Genomic DNA, 12,314 nt, shown 5'->3' with positions numbered 1-12,314 from the left:
GCTGACTCAGCTCACTTGAACAGTGCCGGCGGGCAGCAGAACCACTCCGTCCTCGTCGGCGACGAGGGTGTCGCCCGGCCGGAAGGTGGCGTTGCCGAAGGTGAGCACCACGTCCGCCTCTCCCTCGCCCGTCCTGGTGCTGCGCCGCGGGTTGACGCCGACCGCCCGGACTCCGATCGGAAGCTCCGCCAGCTCCGCGCAGTCCCGGACGGCACCGTTGATCACGACACCCGCCCAGCCGTTCCGCGCGGCCGACTCGCCGATCAGGCCGCCCATCAGCGTCGAGTGCACCGAGCCGCCGCCGTCGACGACGAGGACGCAGCCGTCGCCGGGCGTGCGCAGCACCTCCCACAACAGTCCGACGTCCTCGAAGCACCTGACCGTGCGGACCTGGCCGCTGAAAACGACGCGCCCGCCGAACTGGCGGAATTGTGTGTCGCACACCTCGACCTGATCGCCGTACTCGTCAACCAGATCCGCCGTGCACTTGAATTCAGTCACGATTGACATCACCTTTCAGTGCTCGTGCCGGTCACCATATTGCCGTCCAGGGTCCACGTGGTCGCGCAGTTGATCGGTTCCCACCTGCTGCTACGCTCCGCCGGTAGCTTTCTGCAGCGATTCCTGATCCACAAAGGACGACGATGAACGCAGATCGGACTGACGAGCGCGGCATCTGGCGAAATCGAAACTTCCTGCTCCTGCTCAGCGGTCAAGTGGTTTCGTTCGTCGGCAACCAGGTGCAGGATCTGGCATTGCCGCTCGTGGTGCTCGCACTCACCGGCTCGCCGACGCAGGCCGGCCTGATGCTCGGTCTGCACACCGCAGCCTACCTGCTGTTCGGACTGGTAGCGGGCGCATTGGTTGATCGATGGGACCGCAAGCGCACCATGATCTGGTGCGAGATCCTTCGCGGTGTGCTCACCGGAACCGTGGCCGTCGCACTGTGGCTGGACCTGCTCGGAATGCCGCAGCTCTATGCCGTGGCGATCCTGACCGGCATTCTTACCACGTTGTTCAATTCCGCGAACAGTGCCGCGATGCCCAATGTCGTGTCCGCCGAACAGCTGCCCGGTGCGCTCGGCGCAGCTCAGTCGTCCGTCAACACGATCCGGATATTCGGCGCGCCGTTCGCGGGTGTGGTCTACGCGATCGGGCGCACCGTTCCTTTCCTGATGAACTCTGTTTCGTTCTTCATCTCCGCACTCGCGCTGCGTTTCATCGACACGGAGTTCCAGGCGGAGAAGCAGTTGAAGCCGACGCCGACGAGGCTGACCGCCGACATTCGCGACGGGCTCGGCTGGGTGTGGAAACAGCCGGTGATCCGGTTTCTGGCGTTCATTCAGGCGGGCGACAACCTGCGTTATGGCGCCGGGTATCTGCTGATCATCATGCTCGCGACCCGGCTGCAGTCGTCCCCGCTGGAGATCGGCGTCGTGTTCAGCGGCGCCGCGGTCGGCGCGCTGATCGGCGCGCTCGCGTCGTCGCGGATCACCAAGAAGTACCCGCTCGGCAAGGTGGCCGCGGTGATGCTGTGGATCGAGGCGCTCGCGTTCCCGCTCTACGCGTTCGCGCCGAACCCGTGGTTGCTCGCGGGGGTCGCGCTGCTGGAGTCGATCATCGCGCCGATCTACGGCGTCGCGATGAGCACCTACCGTCTTTCGATCACCCCGGATCACCTGCGGGGCCGGGTGCACAGCGCGGTCAGCACTCTGGTGACCGGCGCAGGCTCGCTCGGTGCGTTGCTCGGCGGCTTCCTGCTCGCGGCGATCGGCCCCGACTCGATGGTGTTCGCGTCGGCCGCCTGGTTGGTGCTCCTGGCGATCGCGACGACCGCGAACCGCACCGTGCGGCAGGCGCCGGTGGCCACCGAGGTCAAACCGGTGGAGCGCAACGAGAACGGCGACGTCACGCGGGAACGCCGATGAGCTACGACGTGATCGTGGTCGGCGCCCGGTGCGCGGGTGCGCCGCTGGCGATGTTGCTCGCCCGCGCAGGACGTTCGGTGTTGCTGCTGGACCGGTCGCGGTTCCCCAGCGAAACCATGTCGACTCACTGGGTCCTGCGACAGGGAATCGACCTGCTCGCCGAGTGGAACCTGCTGAACGACCTGTTCGCGACCGGCTGCCCACCGATCACCGAGGTGCGGATGGACTTCGGCGACGTCGTGCTCTCCGGCGTGCCGACCACCGCGTCGGGAGCCACCGCGGTCACCTGCGCACCACGCCGGTTCGTGCTCGACAACCTGCTGGTCCGGGCGGCCGTGGAGGCGGGGGTGGAGGTGCGGGAAGGCGTCGCCGTGAGCGATGTCGTCTGGGAGGACGGCGCGGTGGTCGGCGTGACCGGCGCGGGATTCACCGAACGCGCCCGGCTCGTCGTCGGCGCGGACGGGCGCAACTCCACGATCGCGCGCGCGGTCGGCGCGGCCACGGCCGATGACCGCGGTGCACTGACGGCAACCAGCTACGCGTACTGGTCGGGCCTGGACGTGTCCGGTGTCGAGACCACGATCCGGCCCGGTTGCGGAGTCTCGATGTGGCCGACCCACGACGGGCTCACCGTGGTCGGGCTCGTGCTGCCGCGCCAGGACTTCCTCTCCCGCAAACAACCGGGCGAGCAGATCTACCTGGATTCGCTGGCTCAGTTCGACCGGCTGCGCGGCTGCCGCGTGGAGAGCCGGGTCCGGGTCGCCACGAACCTGCGCAACTACCACCGGCGTTCGCACGGACCCGGTTGGGTGCTGGCGGGCGACGCCGGCTACCACCAGGACCCGATCGGTGCCCACGGCATCTCGAACGCGTTCTCCGACGCGGACCAGTTGTCCCGCACGATCCTGCGTGCGCTCGACGGAGGTGTGCGAATCGAGCGCGGCCTCGCCCGCTACGAGGCTCGGCGCAATGCCGACCGTGCCGCCTCCTTCGAGTTCACCTGCGGCCAGGCAGCTCTGCGGCCGGTGAACGACTTCGACCACGTGCTGTCCGCCGCGGCGGCGCACCCCGCCACCGCGAGTGAGCTGCTCGGCATGTTCGTGGGTGGCAGGCGCATCGAGCAGTTCTTCGCACCGGCCAACCTGGCTCGCATGATCGGGGGATAGAGATGGGGAATGACAGGACGAACCATCGGTGGTTGGTGGAGATCTCCGATTCACACGCCCTGGACCGGGTCTTGTACGCGGTTCCGCACGCCGGGGCGGGCGCGAGCGCGGTTCGTTCGCTGTGCAAGGACCTGAGCGGTGACCTCGACGCGGTGGCGGTCCGGTTTCCCGGCCGGGAGTCGCGCATGGACGAGGAGCCGATCGGCGACGTGGCGACGCTCGCGGACGGCCTCGCCGAACAGATCGGGGACCACGCTGCGGGCAGAGTGGTTCACCTGTACGGCCACTGTTCGGGTGCGATCGTGGCGTTCGAGACCGCCCGCAGGCTCGGCACGGTCGCGATGCTCACCGTGTCCGGGCACTGGGCGCCGGACCGGATGCCCGAGCAGACGGCGTGGCGGCTACCGACCGACGAGTTCCTCGCCAAGGTCGCGGGTGACGGCTATCTGCCGCCCGCGGTTGTCGGCGATCCGGAGCTGAGCGCGCTCGTCGAGCCCGCGCTGCGCGCCGACTACCGGTCCGCCGGCTGCTACCGGAGCACGCCGGGGAAGATCCAGGCGCCGATCCGCGCGCTGCTCGGCGCTGAGGACCACGCGGTGGCCGTCGAGGACGCCGAGGCCTGGGGTGCGTGGACCACTGGCCGATTCGAGCTGACCACGCTGCCCGGTGGGCACAACCTGCTGCTGGGATCAGCGAAAGCCGTGGCGGATGCGATCCGCGGCTGAACACCGCCGGTGACGGCGATCCCGCTTCGAAGTACGTGCAGGTGTGGCGGGTTTCCTGAACATGGCGAAGGGCCTGGGGGTTGCACCGGAACCCAGGCCCTTCGCCGTGCTGTCAGCCGGCCAGCCCCGCGTCGGAAAGCAGCTCCCAGACCCGTTGCGGAGTCAGCGGCGTGACCGTCAGCGACCCGGCGATCTCCGGTACCGCGTTGGCGACGGCGTTCGCCACGGTCGCGGGCGGCAGCATCGTGCCGCCCTCTCCCAGTCCCTTGAAGCCCCCGGGATTGTGAGCGCTGGGCGTCACCCTGTGCTCCACCACCACATCCGGCACGTCTTTCGAGCGTGGCAGGTGGTAGTCGGCGAACGTGGTGGTCAGCGGCGCACCCGTCGCGTCGTCGAACAGCACCTGCTCGTGCAGCGCGATGCCGAGCCCCTGCGCGATGCCACCGACGATCTGTCCGTCGGCGATGCGCGGGTTCACCAGAACGCCGCTGTCGTTGACCGACCAGTAGTCCTCGACGGTCACCGTGCCCGTGTCGAGGTCGACCGCGACCGCCGCGCCGTGCGCCGCGTGGGCGAAGGTGATCGCGGGCGGATCGAAGTCGACAACCTCCTCGAGCTGAATGCGGTCGGGATCGGGGCGGCCCCAACCCATCCAGCCTCGATGAGCGACCTCGCGCCAGGTCGTCTCCCGCTCGCTCGATCGGAACACCGCACCGTCCAGCTTCACGTCCTCCACCGCCACACCGAGGTGCGCGGCGGCCAGCGCGTGCATCCTCGCCCGCATGCGTTCGCCGGCGTGCATCAGCGCACCACCCGCGAGCGTGACCGACCGGCTGGCCTGCGACGTGAGGTTCGAGTACGGCGACGTCGCGGTGTCGCCCAGCTGCACCGAGACCCAGTCCAGCGGCACGCCCATCTGCTCGGCCACGATCTGCGCCAACGCGGTCTCCACACCCTGGCCGATCGAGATGACGCCGGCGAACACCGTGACGGTGCCGTCCTCGTTCACCCGGACTCGTGCGCTTTCCCAGCCGGCCATGTCGATGGCGAACATCTCCAGCAGTGCCGACGGGGCAAAACCCGTGACCTCCACCGCGGAGGTCACGGCAACGCCGCGGCGGATCCGGCCGGTGGACGGCTTTCGGCGTTGACCTGCCAGTTCCGCCGCCCGTCGCAACGCCTCCGGGTAGTCACCCGAGTCGTAGGTCAGGAAGGTGTGCGTCGTGTGCGGCAGCTCGCGGGGGCTGATCATGTTGCGCAGGCGCAACTCCACCGGATCCAGCCCGAGCTCGCGGGCCGCGTCGTCGATCAGGCGTTCCCGGATCCACGAGGACTCTTGCATCCCGTAGCCGCGGTAGGCGCCAGTGGGAACCGTGTTCGTGTACACAGCCGTGACGGTCGCCGCGGCCAGCTCGAAGCGATATGGACCCTCCACGGTGAGGCCGGCGACCTGGAACGGTCCGCTGCCCGCCTGGCTGGGGTACGCGCCGAGGTCGCCCTTGATCCACGTGTGCAGCGCGAGGAATCGGCCGTCGGCGTCCAGTGCGAGCCGGGCGTGGGCGCGTTGTCCCCGGCCCTGGTAACTCGCGGTGAGGTTCTCGCGGCGGTCCTCGATCCACTTCACGCGGCCGCCGACCACCTTGGCGGCCAGGCATACGAGCGTCTCGTCCACCGACAGCACGGCCTTGCCGCCGAACGCGCCTCCGACGTCCGGCGCGACGACTCGAACCTGATCGGCGCGCAGCCGCAGACCGGCGGCGACCCCCGTCCTGACGACGTGCGGGACCTGCGTGCTGATCCACACGGTCATGCTGCCGACGCTCGGCACCCACTCGGCGAGCAAACCGTGCGGTTCCATCGGGCTGTGGCAGATCCGCTGCACGTCGAACACACGCTCGACCACGTGCGGTGCATCGGTGACGGCCTTGTCGACATCTTCGACCGGAGCACCGAAGTGGATCTCGCCTGCCACGTTCGTGCCGATTTCCGGGTAGACCAGCGGTGCGCCGTCGGCGAGCGCCGCGTCGATCCCGATCACCTGTGGCAGCGGGTCGATCTCGATCTCGACGAGCTCGACGGCGTCTTCCGCGCTCGCCCGGTCGCGCGCGACGACTAGGCCGATCGGCTGGCCGACATAGCGCACCGTGTGAGCGGCGAGCTCGACCTCCCCGAGGTGCTGGCCGGGTATCCGCCAGATCGTCGGCAGCGGGCCGGTGAGCCGCGCGATGTCGTCGGGGCCGAGCACAAGCGCCGCCCCCGCCCGCAACGCCGCCGTCGCGTCGAACCGCGTGACGTGGCCGTGCGCGACGGGACTGCGGACGAAGGCGACGTGCAACGCGCCGATGGCGTCGATGTCGTCGACGTAGTGGCCGTCTCCGCGCAGCAGGCGTTCGTCGTGCAGACGCGGCACCGAGGCGCCGATCAACCTCTCGCTCATCGTGCTGCCTCCCGTTCGCGGAAGTGGCGTTCGATCGCCGCCCGCAACCCGAGGTAGCCGGTGCAGCGGCAGACGTGGCCCTGCAAGACTGTCGACACGACCTCGTCCGCAGTCTGCTCGTCGCGCTCTGCGGCAGCCATGCTCATCAGAATTCCCGGTGTGCAGAATCCGCACTGCAGACCGTGTTCTTCCATGACGGCCCGCTGCGCGCCACACAGCCTGCCCTCGTCCGCGAGCGACTCGACGGTTTCCACGGTGTGACCGTCGACCTGTGCGGCGAGCACCAGGCACGCCCGCACCGCGGCGCCGTCGAGCAGGACCGTGCACGAGCCGCACACCCCGTGCTCGCAGCCGACGTGCGTGCCGGTGAGCCGCAGATCGTGCCGGAGAAAGTCGCTGAGCAGCGTGCGCGGCTCTACCGTCCTGGTACTGGTGACCCCGTTGACGGTCACCGTGATCTCCTTGTGCGCCATCAGTTCCCGCCTCCTGTGGCCAGTGCGGCAGCCGCCCTGCGCAGCAGCGTTCTGAGCAACGCGTGCCGGTAGCCGGCGGTCGCGTGTGTGTTCGTCGGTGGCGTCAGAACCGCCGATACGGCGGACACGACGTCGTCGACGTTCCCCGCGAGGTCGCGCCCGTGCAGCAGCCGTTCCCCGGCGGGCAGACGCACTGGATGTTCAGCGACGCCTCCAGCCGCTACCAGCGCTTCGGCCACCAGACCTCGCTCGTCGACACGGACGCCGAGGCACACGCCGACGAGTGGGAAGCCACCGCTGCGGGTCGCCTCCTCGAAGCGGAACCGGAAGCCCTGCCGCCGTGGGAGCTCGATTTCGGTGAGCAGCTCGTCTGGCCGGCGCGAGGTGCCCGGTGGGGCGAAGAACGACTCGGCGTCCTCGATCCGGTCGCCGCGGGCCGATCGCAGGAGCAGCCGGGCACCGAGTGCCACTGCGAGCGTCGGCAGCTCAGCTGCCGGATCGGCGTGGCACAACGATCCCCCGATCGTCGTACGGGTCCGGATCTGCGGGTACGCCACGAGCGCCGCGGTTTCGGGCAGGACCGGCAGTGCCGACCGCAGCCCCGCGTGCCGTTCGATGTCACGCAGTCGCGTCATCGCGCCGATCCGGACGACGTCGTCCGTGATGTGCACGCCCGTCAGCTCGGGGACCTGGTTGACGTCCACCACGATGCGGGGGCGAACCCGGCGCAGGTTCAGCAGCGGCACCAAGCTCTGGCCGCCCGCCAGCACCACGCACTCGCGGCCGGGCGTGGCCAGCACGGCGACCGCTTCCCCGAGGCTGCGCGGCTCCTGGTATTCGAACACGGCGGGCTTCATCGCTCGGTCCTCTCCCGAACGATCTCCGCCGCGCGGGCGGGGGTGAGGTGGCACAACGCTTCGAGCACGGTCGCGTCAAGCAGGACCTCGTCGCCGGAGCGCTCGGAGTGCAGCTTGAGTCTCAGCCCGTTGCCGGTCGGGAACGTCGAGACGGTGACCGCCGCAGACTCGCAGGTGATCCGGCAGAACTCGATCTCCTGCCGGTCCGGGCTGTCCCAGGCAAGACCTCTCATCGGTTTCTCCCGGCTAGAAGATGATGGACAGTTGTTCGTGCGTGGCCACCTCGACGTCGAGCAGCACCCGTCGGCGCAACAACCGCAGTTCGCCGTCCTGCTCGCGTGTCACCAGGTCCTGACGAGCAGCGCTCACCAGCGCCGTCTCGCCGCGTCCGCGGCTCCACGAGGCGAGGATGTTGCTGTCGACCCGAATCCGGCGCTCGTCCGTCGTGTCGAACGCACGGACCGTGCCGATGAAGTGCCGCACCGTTCCTCCTGGCCGGTCCGACCACGCGTGCCGCAGACCGATGCGCCCCAGTTTGAGCGAGAGCACGTTCTTGGTGGCCTCGAACAACATCGCGTGGTCACTGTGCCTGGGCAGGCTCGGGTCCTCCCGCAGCACCGGGACCGGAACCTGGTAGATGAACCCATCCGCGAGGTGGTCCAGCCAGTCGTTGTACCGGCATTCGTCGAGTGCGGCGGACTCCTCGGTGAGGAACTCGGTCACTGCGGCTGTGAGATCCCTGCGACGGGCACCGCGTTCGGGGAAACGGGAGTCCTTCACCGCGGGTTCCAGGTGCTCAAGCATCGGTGTCCCCCATCATCTCCGCCCAGCGCCGGTAGAAATTGCGCTGGTTGTGTTCGGACAGCAGCACGCGTTCGGCGTGCCCCGGCCCGGGGAAGTCCGGCTCGTGCACGCCGAGACCGAGCCCCAGCTCCAGATTCGTCGGTGCGGTGTCCGCCACGCTGCCGCTGACCGACGCGTCGATGCGGGCGAAGTTCTCGAAGTCGTCCATCTCGAACAGCAGGCCGCCGGCGGACTGCGAACGTGCCTGGAAGGCGTAGGACCGCTTCTTCCACTCGTCGTCCATCATCTTCGGCACGAGCGTCCAATAGAGACACTCGGTGTGCCTGGCGTCGACCGGGACGTGCACGCGCCACACGAAGTACTTGGTCAGCGGGTCGGTTTCGTTGCCGAGCACCCGGTCGTGCGAGACGGAGAGGAAGGCGGCGTTGGGAAAAACCGAGCCGTGCACGACCTCGAGGTGAGAGTTGAAGCGGATCTGCTCCTTCGTCTGGCCCTCGCTGAACGCCGGCCAGATCTCGCGCGGGTAGCCGATGTAGACCGGCTCGTCGATCTCGGCATCCATCACGTGCTGGCCGTTCTCCAGCACGTAACCGGCACGCACGGTGTGCCCGTGCTCGGTGCCGATGTTGAACGCCACCAGCTCGACGTCGTTGCGCCCCAACGTTCCGCTCGCGAGCGTGTCACCGAAAACGCCCTGGTCGAACGCAGCCTGGTGGGTGGTTTGCATGTGGTAGCCGTCTCCGGCGAAGTTGTCCGTGACGACCTTCCAGTTGCCCGTCATGACCGACCGCTGCGGCGGGCCGTACACCTCCCACTCGCCGCCCGCGAGATCGAGCATCGCGTCCAGGTACCAGCGGAAGTCGCCGAGATACTCCTCCAGCGGGACGGCGTCGTGGTCCCACGTCGCGAAGATGAACCCGCGGTGCACAGCGACGTTCGCGGTCCGCAGCGCGTGGGCCTCCTTGCTGAAGTCGCGCGGATAATGCGTGCGGACGTTCGGCACGCCGACGAGTCGGCCGTCGTTCGCGAACGTCCAACCGTGGTAGCTGCACCGGAAATGCGCCGCGTTGCCGAACGTGGCCCGGCACAGGCGGGTCGCGCGGTGGGTGCAGGAGTTGAGCAGTACGCTGACCACGCCGTCCTCGTCACGGCACACGATCACGCTGTCGTTGCCGAGCTGGCGAACGACGTAGTCACCGTCGTCAGGCAGCTCGGACTCGAACCCGACGAACTGCCAGGTCTTCTTGAAGACGCGTTCCAGCTCGACCTCGAGGATCTCGTCGTCGGCGAACGCGCGTCGATCAGGCAGGAACACCTGCCGGTTTCCGTCCCCCTCGGTCATCACCGACACCCCACTCCACCCCTCTGTCGCCTTTGGACCGCAAGAAATCTCTTTCGCCGCAACGATAAGGCTGGTCCGAGTGTCTGCACAGACGTCACCGGAGTTCACCAGACACCTGGACAGACCTACTCTCGAACCGGTTCACGATCTATTGGGGGAAAAGGAAATGACCGTTCGTCCGACCGTGCGCGAGGCCGTCGTTGAGCTGTTGCGCGCACATGGCTGCACCACGATCTTCGGCAACCCCGGCTCCACCGAGCTGCCGCTCTACCGCGACTTCCCCGACGACTTCCGCTACGTGCTGGGCTTGCAGGAGTCGATCGCACTGGCGATGGCCGACGGTTTCGCCCAGGCAACGCACAACGCAGCAGTGGTGAACCTGCATTCGGCGGCTGGGGTCGGGCATGCCATGGGCACGATCTTCAACGCTCACCGCAACCAGACGCCGCTCATCGTCATCTCGGGCCAGCAAGCCCGGTCGATGCTCACCGGCCAGCCGTACCTGTACTCCGACGAGCCCGCGGAGCTGCCGAAGCCGTACGTGAAGTGGAGCCGTGAACCTGCGCGCGCAGAGGACGTTCCTGCCGCGATCGCCCGCGCCTACTACGTCGCGATGACGCCGCCACGCGGGCCTGTGCTGGTGTCGGTGCCGGTGGACGACTGGGACCAGCCCGCCGACCTCGTCGAACCACGTGTGCCGGGCTCCGTGCTGCGTGGCGACCCGTCTGCGCTGGCCTCGGTGGCGCAAGCCCTGGGTATCGCGCGGAACCCGGCGTTCGTGGTGGGCGCGGGCGTCGACCGGGACATGGCGTTCGGTGACGTGGTCGCGCTCGCGGAGAGCCAGAAAGCCGCGGTGTGGGCGGCACCGATGTCGTACCGGTGCGGGTTTCCCGAGACGCACCCGCTCTTCGCCGGTTTCCTGCCCCCGGTGCGTGACAAGCTCGCCGAAACTCTCGCGGAGCACGACGTGGTCGTTGTGCTCGGCGCTCCCGCGTTCACCTATCACGTCGAGTCGCCCGGTCCCGTCCTCGCACCGGGCACGCGGCTCTTCCAACTCGTCGACGACCCCGCGCAGGCCTCGTGGGCGCCGACCGGCACGTCGGTGATCACCTCGGTTCGCCAAGGAGCGCGAGACCTGCTGGCCCTCACTCCCGCCGCGGACCGCTCCGTTCCCGCACGCCGTGTGCTGCCGCCGCGGATCGTGGCGTCCCCGGACGGTCCGATCACTCCGGAACTGCTCGTGCAGACCATCGCTGACCTGAGGCCGCGCGACAGCGTGATCGTCGAGGAGGCGCCGAGCACCCGGCCGGTCATGTTCGAACGACTGCTCATGGACCAGCCGGAGAGCTTCTACACCACGCCGAGCGGCACGCTCGGCTACTCGATGCCGGCGGCGGCAGGCATCGCACTCGCCCGCGCGGACCGGCAGGTGATCGCGGTCATCGGTGACGGGGCCTGCATGTACTCGGTGCAGTCGCTGTGGTCGATGGCCCAGCTCGGCCTGACCCACCTGACCGTGGTGATCGTGAACAACAGCTCGTACGCGACGGTCGACAACTTCGCGCGACGCTTTGACATCGGCAAACCCGTCGGCACGTCGCTGCCCGCCATCGACTTCGTCAGCCTGGCGCGAGGCCATGGTGTGTCCGCGAGCCGGGTGAGCAGGCCGGAAGAGCTGGCGAGCTCGCTGCGGGCGGCGTTCGCCGGAGACGGCCCGCACCTGGTGGAGGTCCAGGTCTATTGAGGTACCACGAAAAAGCGCGGCTCCCATCAGGGGAACCGCGCTTTTTCACGGTGCCTCAACGGACGGACAGACCGCCGTCCGGACGCAGCACCTCACCGGTCATGCCCACCGACTCCGGCCCTGCGAGGAACCGGTAGAACGGCGCCAGCTCCTCGGGCGTGAGGACCACCCCGAGCGGGTTGACCTCCCGGATGCGCTCGCGGATCGGTTCCGGTTCGGTGAACACCTCGCCACCGTCGGCCGCGCGCAGCCCGGTGACCACACCGCCGGGCGCGACGGCGTTGACCCGCACGCGCGGCGCCAGCTCGGCGGCCAGGTGCCGCACCAGGCCCAGCGCAGCGTGTTTCGCCGAGGTGTACACGACGCCGGCGCCGTTGCCGGTCACGACGAACGACGCGTCGGACAACGTGAAGACCATGGCGCCACCACTGCGGGTGAGCGGCTCGGCCGCTGCGTGCGCCCCGAGCAGGTACCCGAGCACGTTGACGTCGAACACGCGACGGGCCAGCGTCGCGAGGTCCTCGGCCGACCGGTCCGCGATCGTTCCGCCACCGTCGTGGATGCCCGCGTTGCCCACGAACAGGTCGAGCCGCCCGAACTCGTCCAGGGCGAGGCCCACCGCGCGCTCGTTGTCGCGGGGGCTGCGGACGTCGCCGACAAAGGAGACGACCTCGCCATCGGACACCGTGGTGTCCTGGTCGAACGAGACGACGCGGTAACCGTGGTCTGTCAGGTCCGCCACCACCGCGCGCCCGATCCCGGAGGCGCCACCGGTCACCACGGCAACCGGAAAGTCCTTGCTGGACGACAACTTCACTCCCTTCGCCACTGCGGAACC

Annotated in this window: 12 protein-coding genes; 4 read left to right on the top strand and 8 right to left on the bottom strand. The window is 68.7% G+C overall.

Annotated elements, in window-relative coordinates:
• Positions 1-6 precede the first annotated feature (6 nt).
• A complete protein-coding gene (rraA, locus tag ABZV40_RS00645; RefSeq protein ID WP_355433754.1) occupies positions 7-501 on the bottom strand; it encodes a ribonuclease E activity regulator RraA in 495 nt (164 codons plus the stop codon).
• 143 nt (positions 502-644) lie between these two features.
• Here rraA and ABZV40_RS00640 point away from each other — a divergent pair, with 143 nt between their 5' ends.
• The 3 genes from ABZV40_RS00640 to ABZV40_RS00630 are packed head-to-tail and all read left to right on the top strand — an operon-like array spanning position 645 to position 3,819.
• Positions 645-1,928, top strand: a complete 1,284-nt coding sequence (locus tag ABZV40_RS00640) for an MFS transporter (RefSeq protein WP_355433752.1) — start codon at positions 645-647, stop codon at positions 1,926-1,928.
• Positions 1,925-3,094 carry an NAD(P)/FAD-dependent oxidoreductase gene (locus ABZV40_RS00635; protein WP_355433750.1) on the top strand — a complete coding sequence of 390 codons (1,170 nt, stop codon included), beginning with the start codon at positions 1,925-1,927 and terminating at the stop codon, positions 3,092-3,094. The genes ABZV40_RS00640 and ABZV40_RS00635 overlap by 4 nt, the downstream gene beginning before the upstream one ends.
• Before the next feature lie 35 nt (positions 3,095-3,129).
• Positions 3,130-3,819, top strand: a complete 690-nt coding sequence (locus ABZV40_RS00630; RefSeq protein WP_355433748.1) for an alpha/beta fold hydrolase — start codon at positions 3,130-3,132, stop codon at positions 3,817-3,819.
• A 112-nt stretch (positions 3,820-3,931) separates the two neighbouring features.
• Here ABZV40_RS00630 and ABZV40_RS00625 read toward each other — a convergent pair whose 3' ends face one another.
• The 6 genes from ABZV40_RS00625 to ABZV40_RS00600 are packed head-to-tail and all read right to left on the bottom strand — an operon-like array spanning position 3,932 to position 9,732.
• The gene (locus ABZV40_RS00625) at positions 3,932-6,256 is read right to left on the bottom strand and encodes a xanthine dehydrogenase family protein molybdopterin-binding subunit (protein ID WP_355433746.1); all 2,325 of its coding nucleotides are present in this window, start codon (positions 6,254-6,256) and stop codon (positions 3,932-3,934) included.
• The gene (locus tag ABZV40_RS00620; RefSeq protein WP_355433744.1) at positions 6,253-6,729 is read right to left on the bottom strand and encodes a (2Fe-2S)-binding protein; all 477 of its coding nucleotides are present in this window, start codon (positions 6,727-6,729) and stop codon (positions 6,253-6,255) included. Before ABZV40_RS00620 ends, ABZV40_RS00625 begins: the two co-directional genes overlap by 4 nt.
• On the bottom strand, positions 6,729-7,586 hold the full coding sequence (locus ABZV40_RS00615) for an FAD binding domain-containing protein (RefSeq protein WP_355433742.1): 858 nt from the start codon (positions 7,584-7,586) through the stop codon (positions 6,729-6,731). The genes ABZV40_RS00620 and ABZV40_RS00615 overlap by 1 nt, the downstream gene beginning before the upstream one ends.
• Positions 7,583-7,819: a hypothetical protein gene (locus ABZV40_RS00610; RefSeq protein WP_355433740.1), complete on the bottom strand. Its 237-nt coding sequence runs from the start codon at positions 7,817-7,819 to the stop codon at positions 7,583-7,585. The genes ABZV40_RS00615 and ABZV40_RS00610 overlap by 4 nt, the downstream gene beginning before the upstream one ends.
• 13 nt (positions 7,820-7,832) lie before the next feature.
• A complete protein-coding gene (locus ABZV40_RS00605; RefSeq protein ID WP_355433738.1) occupies positions 7,833-8,390 on the bottom strand; it encodes an aromatic-ring-hydroxylating dioxygenase subunit beta in 558 nt (185 codons plus the stop codon).
• The gene (locus tag ABZV40_RS00600) at positions 8,383-9,732 is read right to left on the bottom strand and encodes a Rieske 2Fe-2S domain-containing protein (RefSeq protein WP_355433736.1); all 1,350 of its coding nucleotides are present in this window, start codon (positions 9,730-9,732) and stop codon (positions 8,383-8,385) included. Before ABZV40_RS00600 ends, ABZV40_RS00605 begins: the two co-directional genes overlap by 8 nt.
• 166 nt (positions 9,733-9,898) lie before the next feature.
• Between ABZV40_RS00600 and mdlC the strand changes: the two genes are divergently transcribed.
• Positions 9,899-11,476: a benzoylformate decarboxylase gene (gene mdlC / locus ABZV40_RS00595; protein WP_355433734.1), complete on the top strand. Its 1,578-nt coding sequence runs from the start codon at positions 9,899-9,901 to the stop codon at positions 11,474-11,476.
• Between the two features lie 55 nt (positions 11,477-11,531).
• Here the strand turns inward: mdlC and ABZV40_RS00590 are convergent, their stop codons facing one another.
• Positions 11,532-12,305, bottom strand: a complete 774-nt coding sequence (locus tag ABZV40_RS00590) for an SDR family oxidoreductase (RefSeq protein WP_355433732.1) — start codon at positions 12,303-12,305, stop codon at positions 11,532-11,534.
• Positions 12,306-12,314: the final 9 nt, after the last annotated feature.

Source organism: Lentzea sp. NPDC004782 (assembly GCF_040609115.1).
Classification (GTDB): Bacteria; Actinomycetota; Actinomycetes; order Mycobacteriales; family Pseudonocardiaceae; genus Lentzea.
Note: the sequence above shows the minus strand (reverse complement) of the source record. Positions and strands in the feature narration are given on the sequence as shown.